Origin of the sequence: Paenisporosarcina sp. TG20 (assembly GCF_000286315.1) — a bacterium.
In the GTDB taxonomy this organism is placed as follows: domain Bacteria; phylum Bacillota; class Bacilli; order Bacillales_A; family Planococcaceae; genus Paenisporosarcina.
In genome coordinates this window covers 1-16,900 of the sequence record NZ_ALJG01000284.1, presented here as the reverse complement: position 1 = coordinate 16,900, position 16,900 = coordinate 1, and the positions used below count along the sequence as shown (strand labels likewise).

The following is a 16,900-nucleotide window of genomic DNA, read 5'->3' as shown; positions in this document are numbered from 1 at the left end:
GAAGTGGCCTGTTTCTTTGATCTTTTTTCTTTTAATAATGTGAGTATTCGCTTGAGATTGACCGCAAATATCACTGTGGCACTTTGTATTTCCATGCCAAATAGACCCGAAGACGATGCTGTATCATACCCGTGTCCTTGTTTCAGTTCGCTATTCTTCGCTTTAATTTTATAGCGTGATTTGGCGATTCCTTTACATTCAGTTGTCTGTTGAAATGCTTCTTGTTCGGTATGTTCCATCGATTTGATGTTCACAGAGTACGTTTTGCTTTTTGCACCTTCTTTATAACATCCCTCTCGAATCGGGCAGACCTTGCACTTTTCGATATCGAAATAATATGTCTGGCATTGATTCCTGTTCGTTCCTTTTTTACCAGTGCGTCCTTTGCGGGTAGCGAGGTGAACTGCTTTACAAACAAACATGCCTGCATCTTTATTAAATTCAAACTTATCTTCTTCTTTTCGCGGACCTTGTGTAAGAATAGGGTTCAATTTTGCGACGAGCGCCACTTCATTTTCTTTTGCGTATATAATATTTGCCTTTTCGGAGTAGGCGGAATCCCCAATTACCGTATCTATTTCCATGCCTGTCTGTGTACTTTTTTCAATCAATTCTTGAAGATATTTCCCATCACTTTTTTTCCCCTGTTGTCACAATCGCGGCAGTAATGATTCGTTCATCGCTCATAGCGATATGTGTTTTGTATCCGAGGCATCCACATAATGGTGTTGCTTTTGATGATTTTCTTTTCAAGTGCGATTTCAACTGTTTACCCGATAAGCAAGTCTAATAAGCTGACGTCTTTGAGACGAAGCCTGCGGAACTTCGTGAGGGAACTTGGATTGCCGAAGCATATTATCTTTTGGTACAACCATATCGTATATCCCCAGATACGGGCTTAGATTAAGGGTCTCTTGGTTTGAAATCACTGGACGCACCACCTACATTTACTTAATTTTAGTATACAGGAAAGACATTCTTTTAAAGTTGTAAAATCAGTTCCTACGGGGTGAGTTCATACTAGTGGATGGAGTGGAAGGCAGCGACTCCAGCGGGAACAGCGCGAGCTGAAAGCCCCGCAGGAACGCAGTGACGAGGAGATTGAAGCCGTGCCCGCGGAACGCGTCTGCCTGGAACGGAAATCCACGGCTTATAAGAGAAAAATGCGAGTATGGGAACGAAATCGTTCCCATACTCGCATTGATGTTCTAAAAGGACTTTTTCAGTGCCCCCTCCAACATGGAGAGGTTTTTTTTGAATGGTCTTGATTCCTCTATTACAGTGACGATAATTAGGAGGTAATTGGTTAGTTGCCCCAATAGGATAGAAAGTTGCCCTAATCAAAGCAGAAGTTGCCCCAATCAGTACCAAAGTTGCCTCAATAGGACAAAGAAGGTACCCCAATCAAAGTAATAGGTGTCTATTCAGATGAATACCCGACTCAACCAAGTGAAAAGTAGTGCTTCCTACTGAAGAAATGTGCGTTTTTTGATTTGATTGCATGCTTTTCTTGCTATGGTTTCAAAATGAACTTAATGCTTTCATCTTCATGGTCATGAAATGTTTGGTACGCTTTACTTGCTTGATCCAACGGTACTGTATGCGTAATAATTTCAGTGGGATCTAATTCGCCTTTTGTGATTTTATCAAATAATAAGGGCATGTAGTTAATAACCGGTGCTTGACCCATTCTCAACGTCACGTTGCGCTCAAAAATGTATCCTAGTGGAAACATATTGTACATGGACCCATAAACACCGGTCAGTTGGATAGTTCCAAATTTACGTACTGAATTTAATCCGATGTCAATTGCATTTAATGTCCCGCCTTGGAGTTTCAACTTTTGTCCCACTTTTTCTAATGCATTTAATTTGCCGTCCATCCCAACACAGTCGATAACCACGTCCACACCGCCGTTAGTTAACTCCTTTATATGAGCACCCATGTCATCGTATTCATCAAAGTTAAACGCTTCAACTTTATTCATTTTAATCGCATGTTTTAGTCTATAAGGAAGATGATCAACTACGATAACTCGTTTTGCACCTTTCATCCAAGCAAACTTTTGAACTAATAATCCAACGGGACCTGACCCTAATACTGCCACAGTATCTCCAGGTTTCAGGCCAGAGTTCTCTACACTCCAATAGGCAGTAGGAAGGATATCCGAGAGGAAAAGAAGGGATTCATCCTCCAATTCACATGAGGGAGGAATGACAAAGGGCATAACGTTTCCATAAGGTACCCGCAAGTATTCTGCTTGGCCCCCTGCATAATCTCCATATCTTTCTGTTAATCCGAAATAACCACCGGAATCAACTTCAGGATTATCATATTAAAAGCTTCCTTAATAGCCAACACTGTACATAGAACACATTTATTTTTGTTATTAACTCGAACATTGTGCGGACGATATTCAAGGAGGAATATGTGTATGAAGGCAGTAACTTTTCAAGGAGCAAAAGATGTAAAGGTAAAAGAAGTACCAGATGCAAAATTAGAAAAAAAGGATGATATAATCGTCCGCATTACGTCAACTGCTACCCACTGGAGGTGCTTAAATGTTTTTTCATGTTAAAGAGACACAATATCGATCCAAACCAGATAGACCAGATCCTGTTTATGCTAAAAAGCTACAAGAAGTGTTAGGCGGTCAATTTGGTGAAATATCTGTAATGATGCAGTATCTATTTCAAGGATGGAATTGTCGAGCGGAACAAAAGTACCGAGATATGCTGTTAGATATTGGAACGGAAGAAATTGCACATGTAGAGATGCTTGCAACAATGATAGCCCAATTGCTCGATAATGCACCTGTTGAAGATCAAGAAAATGCCGCAAAGGACCCAATGATGGCAAGTATAATGGGTGGTATGAACCCGCAACACGCAATTGTTAATGGCTTGGGTGCTAGTCCGAACGATAGCGTAGGATATCCTTGGAATGCCCGATATACAATAGCAAGCGGAAATCTTTTAGCTGATTTTAGAGCGAACCTTAACGCAGAATCACAAGGAAGACTTCAAGTAGTTAGATTATATGAAATGACCGATGATCATGGAGTTCGAGATATGCTGTCATTCCTTATTGCCAGAGACACCATGCATCAAAATCAATGGTTAGCAGCTATTGAAGAAATAGAAGCAAAAGAAGGAAAAGTTGTACCAAATACATTTGATCGACAATTTGAAAAATCAGATGTGGCTTATAAATTTATGAGTTGTTCTGAAGGAACAGAAAGTCAGCAGGGACGTTGGGCTTCTGGTCCTTCTATGGATGGGTTGTCCCAGTTTGAATATGTCGCTCACCCTGTAGCAACAGGACAGGCCCCAATACTTGTACCAGCTCCCGGATACATTCACGGAACGTCTAAATAGAAAAGGTTTATATCGGGTTTACTTATGAGGTACAAAACGTTAAAACACATACTATTTCAAAACATAATTCAGATCAATTTCTCAATATGAATCACAGAGTAATTCACAATAAATTTCACATGAAAAAGGCACTAGAGAGCTTCTAGTGCCTTTTTATAATATTTTCTTGTTAAACTAACGGGCAGTTATAGACAGTATCAGATCAAACATATCATCAAAAGATTGATAATCCCTTAAGTAGCTAATATTAAGCAACAATATAATAAAGCAATAGATCACAATCTAAATTTTTTCGTTATTATGTACAATCTCTCCTATTGTGAACACCTCTTATCTATTTATACATTCGATTAACTTTCTTGTAGAACAAACAATGGAATAAAAGCTGTTACCGTTCCATTAGTTAATTGAACTAACCCCCCGGTAGTTTAAGTACATCTCTCATAAAATCTATTTTTCACAATATAATTTTAACATATATTTACAATAAACTTTTAAATTTTGGTAAAATGTTATGTGATTGTGTTTTTAATTTTTTATCTTATAAAGCTTATTATGATTGCAAAAAACACATGTGATTTCCAATATGGAAACCCATGTGTTTTCATGTGATTTGAATATTTGTGCCTCTGGAGTAAACCCGTTTGAAAGTTTATCTGGGTTGTTTACTATCATTTAATTGTCAGCAAGCCTAATTCATTTTGACTAAAAACGCAAAATTACAGTAACCTAGAATTCTGCTCTCTCCTTATCGGAGTTTGGATGATCGCTCTCGCTTGCTGAAGGATTCTTTGTTTCATTTCTGTATGGATCGTTAATTACTTGTTTATTTAAATCTTCCATTGATACTGTATCAACGGTCTTCATATCTTCGTGCATATCAAATAAAGTAACTTTATCAGTGGCTACTCCTTCTGGATTATCCCTATACGGTCCGTCTGCTAATTCTCTATCTTCTTCAGTAAAGACTTTTTTCTTCATTTTAAAACGCTCCTTTCCAATGATTTAAATTTACTTTAAACCCTTAGTAACTCATCCGAGTACCAAGGGTTTAAAGTTTTGGACATAATCTTATATAATCGTTTTTAAAAGCAAAAGAATACATCCCACTTCCATTGATACTATTGTTTAGACGAAGGAGCTACATGCACTGGAGGAGGTATTAACCATGCTTTTTCTTTGTTCAACTTTAACAGTCTAGCCCCAAATTGAACTTTGGCTGAATGAAATTGTCCGAACATCATGGAAACATCTTCACGAATTGCTGAACCCAAAACCGCACTACATGATACCAACCCTTGAGCGACATTTGTAGCTAGAATGGCACTTATCTCTGGATCCATAAATCTTGCACCTACTGGAATTTCATCAGCGTTTGCATCAGGACGATCTGGAAGAGCTGGAGGTAAAGCAACGCCATTTGCTTTTAGAATTTCTGATGCTTGTTGATTTTCTTCTTTCATAGCTCTAATGGCTTCTTTTAGGATTCCTTTAAGATCTTTATCTCCTGCATGATTGTGGAAGGCTTGATACGCACTAACTAATCCATTATTACAAATAATGAACGACCAAATGCCAAATACTTCACCTTCATGCAACGGTTCGTCTTTAGGATTACCGTTTAAAATACCCAAGAAAAATTCTCCTTCTTCATCGCTAACGTATTTCTCCTCCTTTTTACAGGAATTGATTATTCTATTATGTGTATTTTATCTTTTACCTATTCATTTATTAACTTGTAATAACAGGATTGAAAAGAATTATCTTGGACATAATAGGTGAAGTATTATATTTGAATCAAAGGAGGTTCCGCATGTTATGAATGGAAGTTCATCAACTGAAAAGTATATTCCTATGACTACAGTAAAAAGTGGACAAGGAGTAGAAGTAGCTCCTGACATTTACAATTTTACAATACAATTTGTAAATATTTGTTTCGTTGGAACTCCCGGGAAAAATCAAAAATGGGTACTTATAGATGCAGCAACCCCAAAGTCTGCTCAAAAGATAATAGACGAGGCCAAAGAACGGTTTGGAGAATATGCAAAACCCAAAGCAATTATTCTGACACACGCCCACTTTGATCACATCGGAGCCATTATGGAACTAATTGAAGAATGGGACGTTCCTGTTTATGCCCACATATTAGAACTTCCTTATTTAACTGGTAAAAAAAATTATGCCATACCAGATAGCTCGGTGGATGCTGGACTGATTGCTAAATTGTCACCAATGTTTCCAACAGAATCGATTGATCTAGGTAGCCGTATTCAAGCTCTTCCGAATGATGGTTCAATACCCTTTATGAATGGGTGGCGTTGGATTCATACACCAGGTCATACAGAAGGTCACGTTTCTTTTTTCAGAGAAGCTGACAAAGCTCTAATTGTAGGAGATGCTTTTGTTACAGTAAAACAAGAATCACTTTATAGTGTAATCACACAAGAATTAGAAATTCATGGACCTCCAAGATATTTAACCACCGATTGGGAAGCAGCTAGTGAATCGGTTAGGATTTTAGAATAGTTAAATCCAGCAACTGCGGTTACAGGACATGGAATTCCTGCATCAGGTGAATGGTTAACCGAAAACTTAGCCATACTTGCAAGAGACTTTGACAAAATTGCTAAACCAGAACAAGGCAAGTACGTGATTGAATAAGAAAGTGTTTAACAAAGCCCTGATGGATTTTCGTTAATAAGTTTTATGCATTCTTATACCATAAAAAGGATTTGAGACCCCCTTCTCGAATCCTTTTTATGGTACAAGAACTTGTAGTCCATTAAAAAATGAATGCAGTAGTTTGAATTATTATGTTTTCCTTAAAAATGACCTAGCTTGTACATTCTATAGAGGTTTTTAAAACTTTATTTAACAATCAATTACATTGGTATTTTCAATATACCTTTCAAAAATTTCATTATTCATAGCGATTGTATCTTTTGCAATTTACTGATTAACTCCTGTAACATTAATAGCAAGAGGAGGCTGCTTCATGGTACAAGAGACTCAACAGGCAACAATTATTTACTCCGAAGTAGAACGAAAAATTGATTTTTATTATCGGATGAAAAAAGTTACTACACATCATGAATTAACAGTAACACCTAAAGTAGTAATCACCGCAAGAGCAGAGTTTACACTCAAGCAAGTTTTGGATGTTTCCTATAAACCCTTCTCATCAGAATCGGGAATTTTATATCTCCATACCAACCAGGGTGTCTTCCCATTTTTTATTCACAGTAATCCACAGAACTTCATTGAAACATATCGGTCGTTTAAATAAGAGCATTACAAAGGACGATTGAAATATTTATATCAGGAAGTTAATTGTGCTTCATACATATTGCCGCTATGTATATACATTAGTGTTTATTTTTCTAGAATTGTAAGTTCTTCTATGTAATGTTGCATGTGACTTTGTATTTCTTCGTAGTGCTTTTGATAATTCAACAGATACGTTTCATTTAACTGCACCATTGGAATGACTTCGAAATTGCTCCAATTCTCATAAAATCCGAAAGTAGGCATGAAACTTGGGTTTCCTAGTTTAATTACGGTTTTTTCAGGATAAGCAATTTTGGTGATTTCTACGCCACCTATACCCCCTAACAGTCTTTCAAGACCTTCTTGTGCGGATAAAAAATTCCCTAAACTATACATAACGAATGTTCTTGATCCATCAGTTCGCTCAATCCAATCAATAGGCTGTAAAACATGAGGATGGTGACCAATAATGATATCAACCCCCATACTTGAAAGTTCATTCGCCAAATCAATTTGTGTTTGATTAGGTAGGGTTTCATATTCATTTCCCCAATGCATAGAAACAACCACGACATCTGAAATTTTCTTCGCATTTTCAACATCTTGTTTAATTAATGGTAAGTCAATTAAGTTGATTAAATAAGGTTTGTCCAAAGGCACAGGTAAACCGTTTGTTCCATAACTATAAGATAGAAAAGAAAAGCTGATGCCATTTTTTATGACAGTTCGGATAATTCCACGATCTTTCTCTGACTTAAATGAACCTGTGTAAGGCATCCCAATACTGTCCCAATAATTAGTAGCGTTAATAATCCCTTTTTCACCTTTATCTAACGTATGATTATTAGCTATCGTTACAATATCTATCCCTACTTCTTTTAAAGCATCGCCTATTTCATAAGGACTATTAAACAAAGGATAACTAGAAAGGCCTAACTCTGTACCCCCAATCATGGTTTCTTGATTGGCAACAGCAATATCTGCGCTTTCTAAAAACGGTTTTACTTTCAAAAACATTGAGGAGAAATCATAAGTGCCTTCAGCTGTAGCTGCATCGTTATATACCGCTTGATGAAGAAGAATATCTCCAATTGCTACAAGTTTGACGCTCGTAATAACAGGTTTTATCAGGACTTCATCGTCAATCATATTCACTGTGTTTTCTTCAATAGGCTTTTCAATTATTGGAAGTGTTTCTGTGGAGTTTACTACCGGACCAGGTTTAATGGACATTTCACTCTCTTGTAAAGTAGAACACCCCGCAAGAGCCAAAAAAAGTAAAACTAGAACAAACCATTTCTTCATTTCTTTCCTCCAACATATTCTTTAGCAGCTTTTTTGAAAACCATAAGAGCTGGTATTAAAACATATGTGGCAAGGAGAGATATTATTTTGGTCAGATGTAAAAGGTAACAAACTAAAGTACGGGTTATTAGAAAATAGTAAATGTTATTTTAATGGTTTATAGATGAAAAATAACGGGTAAATCTACTAAAAGTTAATATTAACAATATTTACGATATAGCCCTTTAATATGTTCATAATACAATATGTAGTATTTATAGATTATTAATACACTGTATATTGATTTCAGCTGGAAGAGATAATATAATAAAAATATAGGAATTATGGTAATTAATAGACTAAAAGTTATTATAGATATATTCGCAATATTTTAAATAAAATATTAAATAAATATTAATGAACTTTTTTGCATTTTTAGACGTTCTCTATATATATCAAATCGCATGTCTGGATTTTGTACTCTATATCTATCTTATCTAGTCTAACAATCAACTAAAACAATGTGGAAGTGGGGACGAATAGATGAAAATGAAAAAAATGGGTAAAAAAACTCTGACATTGAAGCTAATAAATAGTAAAAAAAGAGAACTGTATACTATTGCAAAACATTATGACATGACACACCCCATTGTTGTTGCATGTAGCCAAGATTTAGATCGTTTACTAAATCAGTATGAAGGTATTGACCAATACAAACATGTCATATAATTTTTTTAAGATTTCCAGGAATCTTTGGATAATAAAATAAAGAGAAAGACGAGCAAAGTGACAAAAAGTCACCTTGCTCGTCTTTCTTTCGTATAGGTAATATTGGATGAAGACGCTAGGGGTGGAATTTCTTTTATAAATTTTCTATTTACTCGTTCGTCATTATAAAAACAGCTAACTATTTACGCTTTTAAGAATTCCGGTTCTAAGTATGCTGGATTTGGATATTTGTAGAAGCCCTCGCCTGTCGCTACACCCATTTTTCCTTTATCAATAAACTCAGTTTTAAGGAGTTCTGCTAACTTCTTTTGACTATTAGTGGCATCTGGATTAGCACTTGCTTGCATTAATACGATGTTGTAGGCAGTTTGAATACCAACAACGTCTAGAATTCCAAAAGGTCCCATCGGTGCACCTGTTGCAATCATCCATGTTTTATCGATTGTTTCTGGTTCAGCTACGTCATTGGCAAATAGGTTTTGACCTGCAGATAAAAATGGAACTAATAGAGAATTTAAAATGTATCCTGGCTGTTCCTTTTTTATGTGTAAAGGAACCATGCCAATTGATTTGGCAAAATCAAGCAACTCCAATGTGATATGTTCGGCAGTACCTGGGTGATCCATTACCTCCGCAGTATTTTTAGCCCATATTTGGTTGGCAAAGTGAAGTGCGATAAATTTCTCTGGTCGGCCCGTGTATTCAGCAAATTGACTAGGTAATAAAGTTGAAGAGTTCGTTGCAAATACCGACTTTGCAGGAGCAACTTTTCCTAACTGTTTGTAAAATTTTGTTTTAATCTCAACAACCTCTGGAATTGCTTCGATTACAAGGTCTGCATCTTTTACAGCCTCTGCAAGATCCGTGCTAAAAGTAAAGCGGGTCATTGCTTCTTCCGCTCTTTGTTCATCTTTGAAGTAGTTTCCATAGACACCTTTTAATTTAGCTAAACTTTTTTGTGCTTTTGTAATGGCTTCGTCATGGATATCATAAATACTTACATTGTATCCATGGAAAGCAGTTTGGAAAGCAATTTGACTACCTAACACACCACTACCCGCGACCGTAATATTTTTATAATTCATTTGAAATCTCTCCCCAAATTTATTAATAATCTTTTTTACATTACCCTTCATAGGCAAACGTTAATCTAAAAAAATCACTCATGCCCCAAGTATCTCCCAGGGAATTAACAACATACCTGTGAAGGGTGAAATAGTCTGGAGCTTCTAGTAATATAGTCATATTTGAGTTTTTTACTTTTGAATGTCTAAGAGAATATAGGGATTCTCACAGCACTGGTTCGAAATAATAAATAAAAACATATTAATCTGGATAGGTATAATCCTATGTTTCTATTTACATACTTGATATATCGATAACATTAGCTGAGGAGGTGGACATTTTGAATAAAGTAGAGCTTAAAAAGAATTTTGCACTCTGTTATGAAGAAATTTTATTTTCAGCAAACAATAATGAAACGAAAATTTGGATAAAAAATGATTACTCTGTACCTTCTTCTACAGTGACTTCGACTATTTTTAAAATTTCTGGAAAACTGTATGAAGAAAAAAAGTGGGGCTATATATTCTCGGATTTAATTGAGATTGAGTCTGACATTAACGAACTGGTTAAAATTGATTTGAATCGATTTGAAATTGATGATGAAGATTTTGAAACAGCATTTCTAGATCACTTAAAAAGTGAAGCCACTGATAAAATGATGTTTTCGGATGACTATTATACAGTTCTAAAAAAAATGGTCGTTCTATAAATATCAATAAATAAACCGTCTCGGTGTTGAAAAAACCACTGAAAAAAACGCCTACTATGTTACTGCCTAGGCATATGGATGACATCTTATACAGTACAGTTTTGTTGTATGTTAAGAGTACTAATACTTGTGAATTTTCATCTGGAAGAACGCTAATTCTTCTTCTAAGTAGGCATTGACAGTTGGTCGATACCCCCTCTAAATCCTGATAGCTAAAAGAAACTATCGTCATTAAAATGAAGAAAAAGGGCTGTCCCAAAAGTCATTTAAATGACTATTAAGGGTAGCCCTCCTTTCATATTAAATAGACCAGACCATCGCACAATTAATGCTTCCGTTCACAGCACTTAAAATCACGACGAATTCGCTATTAGACAATGACGCGACATATATGCGAATGAAAGATGACCATTTAAACTGTTACAACAATTCTTTAGGAACTCGCCCGTAGCGAACATAGACAGCAAAGAACACTGCTGCACTGAGCAAACGTAATCCGGAGTTTAGATACATGGCAATTTCGACACCCCACGCATTCAACATCCAAATGCCTACTTGCGGAGCGAGGAAAGCAGCGAACGCCAGTAGGACATTGTAGGTCGTAATACAATAGGTTCGGGACGATTCAGGTGATTGTTCTAGTAATAAATTAAACAATAGCAACACGACCCCTGATAAGAAAAATCCTGAAATTGTTTGTACAACTGTTAGGTAATACAAATTTGTCGACAGTACGGTTAGAAACGGTGTACTTGCCATACCAATCGCGGCCCAGACAAAAACACGTACATTTGATTGTCGTTCCGCCCATTTTTTCCACAGTGGAAACGTTAATATCTGCATCAACATATTGCCGACCGAAAACATACTAATCCAGAATATTGTCGCACCCACAACTCGTACATGGTAAATATTAAAAATCCCCCATGCCATCTGCCATGCGAAATTGAAAAATAGTGCAGCTACTAAAAAGGATACATAGCCGGAATGTTTGAAAATTGACCAATCCATCAGTTTCTTTCTTACTACGGGTCCTTCGACTCTAGTAGTCTCTTCGTCATGCTTCATCAATAAAAAAGCTTCTAATAGACCAAATCCAAAAGCAATCGCAAATAAAATCTGATAAGCAGCCACATTGTTGGATGCATCTTTCATTACAATACCAACCGTCAATGTTGAAACTAGCCCAACCATCGTTAGCAAGCGGTTACGATCACTGAAGAACGCTCCTCGCCGAGAGTCGCTAATCATCCCACTGATGAGGGTTTGCCACCCCATATTTGCTAACGTATTCGGTACACTCATAAGTGCAATAATGGCCAAGAAAACCCATGCCTGCATTGACTCAGAAGGCAAGTAAACGAGTACCACAATGAGCATGAACATTAACCGGGCTAATAAAATAGACATGGCTACGAGTCTCTTGTGTTCATGGGCTCGGTTTAGTAGAATTGCAGCCGGAATGGTCATAAGCAACGCCATAAGTGGGGGAAGAGAACTAATAAGACCCACTTGGTAATTGGTGGCACTCAAAATCGTAATTGCAAAAATAGGAAAGAAGTTATTCGAAAAGTTCATGGCAACAGTTGAAGCCATGCCGTTATAAATACTGATTTTTTCATTATATGAGCGCATAAGATTCACCACGTAAATTCTAAGATTGATGATACGCTTTGAATTATATACCTGTTGTAAAAGAAAACAAGTCCTTTGTGACACGAAATTTAAAGATAATAAATTAAACTTGTCTGACACTTAGTTAATTCCTATCAGTTTGAATATTGGTTCTAATGAGATAAATGAAAATCATCCCGCTATCATCTAAATTAAGATAGCGGGATGAGATTATGCGGATTTCTGAATCAATCCATTCAATTGTGTTCTATTAACAAAATCAATTTGATCGTCTTGTAAATCTGCTTTAACTGATAGGCTAACCCACCATTGAGGAGCGGATTTTGGACGAATATCCGTAATGGATATTGTAAGTAGAATATTTTGTTGAATTAAAGATTTAAATGCCTCTGCATAAACACCCGGAACATAGCCTAGGTGGAGACCGCTTTTCGTTTCAATTCGTATAGCATGAGGGTCTTTATCATTTGTATCTTCTGTAACAAATCGTAAGTTATTGTCTTTTTGAATTAATAATGGCCAAGTTGGTGGAAGTTCTCGGTGACGAATGCCGTTAATATAAAAACCTGTCTTTAAGTGTCGATCTTCATAAAGACGAATAGGTTGTTCAAAACTATAGTTATCACCCGCTAACATACCTCGCGTTTCACGTAAGATATCCATGCGATCTGCTTGTTCTGAAAGGCCAAGATTTTTTATGATTTCTTTAAAATCAACTCTATCCGAAGAGGGAATGCGGCGGTCAAATGCTGAAAATAAATTGTTGGAGGTATATTCAGTCTCCAATTCAGGAAAGGCGGGATGTAATCGATAACCATTTCTTTTCGCTTCACCAACGTTACGATGCGCATCTTGATGGTGAGTGTACTGAAATGTGTACACTTCGCCATTAAAAAAAAGCGTACCAACATGATAATAAAGCAAATTTGTTTTGCTTTGCCATAATACCAAGAGAGATTTTATTTCATCCATTCTAAGCATTCTCCTTTCGAATTGAATCACTTCGTATTCCTTCCAATGATCGTTTTCGAGCACTTGTGTAAATCAATAAAGTATGAACAATTTTGGTGTTCATATGTAATATGTTACCACTAAAATGCGAAATTCACGGTATATAGATAAGAAACACTTTGCAATAAAAAATATTGTGTTCAATTCACAGGAACTTTACTTTTAGAATTCACATAAAAAAGTTCGCTTGCTTAGACGGGACTAATTATTTGAAAACTTGAAAAGATATTACGGAAGTTCATGAAACTTTTCCTTTCATACAGTGAAGTTAAATCTAGATACAGGCAGAACATCTTACTATTCCCAAACTAAATTAATAGTAGATTTAATAAAAAAGGTATCATTGTTTTTAATTATGTCTTAAGATTATTTAGATAATAGGAAAACTTAAGAATAGAGGTGTTATTATGACAACAGAAATCTTAGTTAAAGTTACTAGAGGGGATTTGGTTGAAAGTATACATAGGGGTCATATTGCAGTAGTCAATGCCAACGGAGAACTGCTTTACGGGGTAGGAAATCCTGACGAAGTAATATACGCAAGATCGTCAATGAAACCTCTTCAATCCATCCCAATTGTGGAAACTGGAGCGGCAGACAACTTTAACTTTGATCAAGCAGATTTATCTATCACTTGTGCATCCCATAATGGTGAAGAGCAACACACAGTGAAAGTACAATCTATTTTGGATAGAGCAGAACTATCGATTTCGGATTTACAATGTGGAACGCATAACCCAAGATGGCCAGATACCTATGAAGCATTAATAAAAAGGGGTGGGGAAGTTACACCTATATATAATAATTGTTCAGGAAAACATAGTGGGATGCTTGTAACCGCAAAACATATGAATGAGACGACGATTGATTATTATAAATTGGACCATCCCGTTCAGAAGCGAATTATTGAAGCGATTAGTGAGTTAACCGAAGTGCCTGTTGCTGAGATAGAAATTGGAATTGATGGCTGCGGATTACCCGTACATGGGATGCCATTAAAAAATGTAGCATTGGGTTTTGCAAAAATGGCTGATTCTCGTTCGTTGCCTACTAAACGTCAAGAAGCGGTTAACAAGATAACGACAGCGATGATGGAAGAACCAGAATTGATTGGAGGTACTGATCATTTTTGTACCGATTTCATGCGTATCTTAGATGGTCGTATGTTTGCGAAAGACGGAGCAGAGGGTGTATTTTGCATTGGTGATAAAGAAACAGGAATCGGAATTGCCATTAAAATTGAGGATGGCAATGTAAGAGCTACTTACCCGGTAGCAATCGAAGTTTTATCCCAGCTTGGGCTATTGAGTGACCTTCAAAAGAAGCAGTTACGTAAATATCATTACCCACAACTGTTAAATGCAAGGAAAGAACAAATAGGGGAATTGAGTCCAGACTTCACGTTAGTACGATCATAAATGTGATTAGTTAAGTTTAGACCATAGACTGAAGAACTAAGCCGTTCAGATTTAGATCATTATTCCGGAAGACAGGTAAATTGAACCTGTTTTATTATCAAAATAAACAGCCAAATATAACCCAGAAAAGCACCTCATTTAGATAAGAGGTTCTCTTTAGAGGTGCAAAAACTTATAATATAACATAAATGGACTATCAATTCGCATATGAATTGGCAGTTCATTTCTTTTTGATATATAAACATTCTTGCTCTAATACCTCGATTTTCAGCTGTATATTTAGTATCCTAGTTGGTCTCATTACAATGAAAGTTGTAATACAACTAATCATTCTGCTAATTAATATGCTAAAAGCACCTCCAATCTACATCACTTTTTATAAACAGAAAACTTTATATTTTATGCGAAGAATTGTAAAATGATGGTATAATTTTTCAAAGAGGACTTTATTTTTTATTTAAAAAACGAAGCAGTTTAATGAAAGAAGAATAGGTGTTTATTTTAAGTGGCAGGAGTGAGTCGTTATTAGTAAAAAAAATCAAATGGTTGAAGTAATTCCTAGACTTGAGCATATGAGTCAGTTCCTTAAGGATTGGAAATTAAACCCTAAAAAAAGCAGAAAAGAGCTATTCATTGAGAACTTCATACTCTCTGAAGAAGAATTAGAGACAATGTTGTTCTTTGGGATGTTTAGCTTAGACAATGATGTTGACTCACTTGAAATGCAGTTAAGCAAGATGCGTCTTCTTGCTTATGAAAACTTCATACAAGAAGAGCTAGAGCTTCTACAAGAACAATTCCCTTCTTATAGTCCCATAAAATATGAGTTGTTTATTTTAGATGAAAATGATGATTTTGTTATAGAAAAACTTGGAGGAGTGTCCGTCTTTACAGATTGGAACGGTAATATGTGGTTTGCAGTCCTTCCAGAAGATAATGTCCGATTAACACTGAAGTCAGTAATTACTCACGAATATCATCATCACTGGCGTATCAGTGCCCTGGAAATGGACGAGGAGAGTCAGACTTTACTTGACCGATTGATTTTAGAAGGCTTAGCAGAACACTTTGTAAGGATAAAATTAGGGGAAATTTATCTAGGTCCATATAAAGATGCTCTAACAGAAAAACAAGCTGAAACATTATGGGAAAGCACTTATAAACCACATATAGGGAAAAAAGGACAAACCACTGATCTATATATGTTTGGTAACAGGGAAGAAGGTTTACCGATTTGGGGTGGATATTCTTTAGGTTATTACTTAGTAAAGTGGTTTTTAGAGAGGAATGAAGATTTATCTATTGGAGATTTAACTTTGTTACCTAGTGATAAATTTATAGTTTGATTTATATTGTGCTAACGCAACAGGTTAGCTCAACAAGGAAATATGAATCCGCATTACAAGGAGGTCTTTAAGTGAGAAAGATTTTGTTCATTTGGTTGGTAATATTTTTGACTGCTTGTAGTTCAGTTAGCGAAAAAGAAATGGACACCATACAACAGATTGAACGAGACCTAAGTTCAATTGTAAATTCAAATACCGTTAAAGTATCATCAAATCCAAATGACTATATAACAGCTCATTTGGAAGAATTTAATAACATAGTTTCAAGTCAACAAATAGGACTAAATCATTTTTTAAATAAATTTGAAGAAAACGATGAAAACGGGTTAAATGAATATATAATGGCTGCTGCTTGTGTGAGAATTTTAGGAGATAAAAATCCTGTTAAAGAGTGGTCAACTGGTCGTGAGTGGTATGAAAAATATACTGCTGACAAAGGGTAATTTACTATGTTAGCAGGGCGTTAATAAAAATTCTAGCTTTTTAATTTAAGGCTTTCTTGCTAAGCTAACGGGTAGCTTTAGCACAAGAAGTGAGATCTTGAAAAAGGTTAGTTTCTTAAACTAACGCCGTAGGATAGGTTAAGAAAAAATGGTAAAATTCAAGAAACAAATTGAGGTGCAGGTATGCTGTTAAATGACTATATGAATGAAAATTTTCCTAACTTATATCTTAGACCACCTTTGTTTTATAGCTGGGAAATCGGCATACGGTTTGAGTTAGGGGTAGAATGGAATAGTGAATACCATTACGAAAACAGTCCTTATGTACAGGGGGTTTATAAGAGGGCTGTCACGTTATTTGAATCATTACATTCACAAGACGAGGAAATTTTTGTTGTAGTAGATGTGAATGATTTTGGAGATGGAAAAACTTATAAGCACAAAGCGAGGATTTTTTCTCCATATATCTATAAAAAATCAATCTTATATAAATTGAAGCATACAGAAATGCCTTATATTTTCCCAGAGGATGATGAAGATGGAAAATATAAAACACATAGGTTTACCCTTGAATGTAAAGTATCTGATATAAAATACCAAGCGTGTTGATTATGAA

Annotated in this window: 15 protein-coding genes and 3 pseudogenes; 10 read left to right on the top strand and 8 right to left on the bottom strand. The window is 35.9% G+C overall.

Going from position 1 to position 16,900, the window contains the following annotated elements; all coding sequences use genetic code 11:
- Both B371_RS21605 and B371_RS21600 read right to left on the bottom strand, forming a co-directional pair.
- Nucleotides 1–708 (bottom strand): annotated as a pseudogene (locus tag B371_RS21605) (transposase); the annotation flags it as partial.
- An 805-nt stretch (nt 709–1,513) separates the two neighbouring features.
- Nucleotides 1,514–2,329, bottom strand: a pseudogene (locus B371_RS21600) (zinc-binding dehydrogenase); the annotation flags it as partial.
- 105 nt (nt 2,330–2,434) lie between these two features.
- Between B371_RS21600 and B371_RS22900 the strand changes: the two are divergent.
- Together B371_RS22900 and B371_RS0109225 are read left to right on the top strand one after the other, a co-directional pair.
- Nucleotides 2,435–2,578 (top strand): hypothetical protein, encoded by a 144-nt coding sequence (locus B371_RS22900; protein WP_019414025.1) that lies wholly within the window; start codon nt 2,435–2,437, stop codon nt 2,576–2,578.
- The gene (locus B371_RS0109225; RefSeq protein ID WP_019414024.1) at nt 2,562–3,377 is read left to right on the top strand and encodes a manganese catalase family protein; all 816 of its coding nucleotides are present in this window, start codon (nt 2,562–2,564) and stop codon (nt 3,375–3,377) included. The genes B371_RS22900 and B371_RS0109225 overlap by 17 nt, the downstream gene beginning before the upstream one ends.
- Before the next feature lie 729 nt (nt 3,378–4,106).
- Here the strand turns inward: B371_RS0109225 and B371_RS0109220 are convergent.
- Together B371_RS0109220 and B371_RS0109215 are read right to left on the bottom strand one after the other, a co-directional pair.
- Nucleotides 4,107–4,358, bottom strand: coding sequence for a hypothetical protein (locus tag B371_RS0109220; RefSeq protein ID WP_019414023.1), 252 nt, complete (start codon nt 4,356–4,358; stop codon nt 4,107–4,109).
- Nucleotides 4,359–4,498: 140 nt separating this feature from the next.
- Nucleotides 4,499–5,011, bottom strand: coding sequence for a DUF3231 family protein (locus B371_RS0109215; protein ID WP_019414022.1), 513 nt, complete (start codon nt 5,009–5,011; stop codon nt 4,499–4,501).
- 184 nt (nt 5,012–5,195) lie between these two features.
- Here B371_RS0109215 and B371_RS21595 point away from each other — a divergent pair.
- Both B371_RS21595 and B371_RS0109205 read left to right on the top strand, forming a co-directional pair.
- Nucleotides 5,196–6,038: pseudogene (locus tag B371_RS21595) on the top strand (MBL fold metallo-hydrolase).
- A 334-nt stretch (nt 6,039–6,372) separates the two neighbouring features.
- Entirely contained in the window at nt 6,373–6,663 is a 291-nt protein-coding gene (locus B371_RS0109205) for a hypothetical protein (protein ID WP_019414020.1), read from the top strand.
- Nucleotides 6,664–6,749: 86 nt separating this feature from the next.
- On the opposite strand, the gene B371_RS0109200 is transcribed toward B371_RS0109205, so the two are convergent.
- A complete protein-coding gene (locus tag B371_RS0109200; protein ID WP_019414019.1) occupies nt 6,750–7,949 on the bottom strand; it encodes a CapA family protein in 1,200 nt (399 codons plus the stop codon).
- A gap of 522 nt (nt 7,950–8,471) precedes the next feature.
- On the opposite strand from B371_RS0109200, the gene B371_RS0109195 reads away from it, so the two are divergent.
- On the top strand, nt 8,472–8,657 hold the full coding sequence (locus B371_RS0109195) for an aspartyl-phosphate phosphatase Spo0E family protein (RefSeq protein ID WP_019414018.1): 186 nt from the start codon (nt 8,472–8,474) through the stop codon (nt 8,655–8,657).
- 182 nt (nt 8,658–8,839) lie between these two features.
- Here B371_RS0109195 and B371_RS0109190 read toward each other — a convergent pair whose 3' ends face one another.
- A complete protein-coding gene (locus tag B371_RS0109190) occupies nt 8,840–9,742 on the bottom strand; it encodes a 3-hydroxyacyl-CoA dehydrogenase (protein ID WP_019414017.1) in 903 nt (300 codons plus the stop codon).
- Between the two features lie 320 nt (nt 9,743–10,062).
- Between B371_RS0109190 and B371_RS0109185 the strand changes: the two genes are divergently transcribed.
- Nucleotides 10,063–10,431 (top strand): hypothetical protein, encoded by a 369-nt coding sequence (locus tag B371_RS0109185; protein ID WP_019414016.1) that lies wholly within the window; start codon nt 10,063–10,065, stop codon nt 10,429–10,431.
- Between the two features lie 420 nt (nt 10,432–10,851).
- Here the strand turns inward: B371_RS0109185 and B371_RS0109180 are convergent, their stop codons facing one another.
- Together B371_RS0109180 and B371_RS21590 are read right to left on the bottom strand one after the other, a co-directional pair.
- Complete coding sequence (locus B371_RS0109180) at nt 10,852–12,066, bottom strand: MFS transporter (protein ID WP_019414015.1); 1,215 nt, start codon at nt 12,064–12,066, stop codon at nt 10,852–10,854.
- 210 nt (nt 12,067–12,276) lie between these two features.
- Entirely contained in the window at nt 12,277–13,038 is a 762-nt protein-coding gene (locus B371_RS21590; RefSeq protein WP_019414014.1) for an HIRAN domain-containing protein, read from the bottom strand.
- A 446-nt stretch (nt 13,039–13,484) separates the two neighbouring features.
- Here B371_RS21590 and B371_RS0109170 point away from each other — a divergent pair, with 446 nt between their 5' ends.
- The 4 genes from B371_RS0109170 (at nt 13,485) to B371_RS21585 (ending at nt 16,893) form a co-directional block, all read left to right on the top strand.
- Nucleotides 13,485–14,495: an asparaginase gene (locus B371_RS0109170; RefSeq protein ID WP_019414013.1), complete on the top strand. Its 1,011-nt coding sequence runs from the start codon at nt 13,485–13,487 to the stop codon at nt 14,493–14,495.
- A 542-nt stretch (nt 14,496–15,037) separates the two neighbouring features.
- Nucleotides 15,038–15,841, top strand: coding sequence for a DUF2268 domain-containing putative Zn-dependent protease (locus B371_RS0109165; protein WP_019414012.1), 804 nt, complete (start codon nt 15,038–15,040; stop codon nt 15,839–15,841).
- Nucleotides 15,842–15,912: 71 nt separating this feature from the next.
- Nucleotides 15,913–16,284, top strand: coding sequence for a hypothetical protein (locus B371_RS0109160; RefSeq protein WP_019414011.1), 372 nt, complete (start codon nt 15,913–15,915; stop codon nt 16,282–16,284).
- Nucleotides 16,285–16,467: 183 nt separating this feature from the next.
- Nucleotides 16,468–16,893, top strand: coding sequence for a hypothetical protein (locus tag B371_RS21585; protein ID WP_019414010.1), 426 nt, complete (start codon nt 16,468–16,470; stop codon nt 16,891–16,893).
- Nucleotides 16,894–16,900 lie beyond the last annotated feature (7 nt).

What these genes read in the sequence shown, in the direction of transcription:
- B371_RS22900 (WP_019414025.1), top strand. Translation starts at nt 2,435, where the DNA reads ATGAAGGCAGTAACTTTTCAAGGAGCAAAAGATGTAAAGGTAAAAGAA.
- B371_RS0109225 (WP_019414024.1), top strand. Translation starts at nt 2,562, where the DNA reads ATGTTTTTTCATGTTAAAGAGACACAATATCGATCCAAACCAGATAGA.
- B371_RS0109220 (WP_019414023.1), bottom strand. Translation starts at nt 4,358, where the DNA reads ATGAAGAAAAAAGTCTTTACTGAAGAAGATAGAGAATTAGCAGACGGA.
- B371_RS0109205 (WP_019414020.1), top strand. Translation starts at nt 6,373, where the DNA reads ATGGTACAAGAGACTCAACAGGCAACAATTATTTACTCCGAAGTAGAA.
- B371_RS0109200 (WP_019414019.1), bottom strand. Translation starts at nt 7,949, where the DNA reads ATGAAGAAATGGTTTGTTCTAGTTTTACTTTTTTTGGCTCTTGCGGGG.
- B371_RS0109195 (WP_019414018.1), top strand. Translation starts at nt 8,472, where the DNA reads ATGAAAATGAAAAAAATGGGTAAAAAAACTCTGACATTGAAGCTAATA.
- B371_RS0109190 (WP_019414017.1), bottom strand. Translation starts at nt 9,742, where the DNA reads ATGAATTATAAAAATATTACGGTCGCGGGTAGTGGTGTGTTAGGTAGT.
- B371_RS0109180 (WP_019414015.1), bottom strand. Translation starts at nt 12,066, where the DNA reads ATGCGCTCATATAATGAAAAAATCAGTATTTATAACGGCATGGCTTCA.
- B371_RS21590 (WP_019414014.1), bottom strand. Translation starts at nt 13,038, where the DNA reads ATGGATGAAATAAAATCTCTCTTGGTATTATGGCAAAGCAAAACAAAT.
- B371_RS0109170 (WP_019414013.1), top strand. Translation starts at nt 13,485, where the DNA reads ATGACAACAGAAATCTTAGTTAAAGTTACTAGAGGGGATTTGGTTGAA.
- B371_RS0109165 (WP_019414012.1), top strand. Translation starts at nt 15,038, where the DNA reads ATGGTTGAAGTAATTCCTAGACTTGAGCATATGAGTCAGTTCCTTAAG.
- B371_RS21585 (WP_019414010.1), top strand. Translation starts at nt 16,468, where the DNA reads ATGCTGTTAAATGACTATATGAATGAAAATTTTCCTAACTTATATCTT.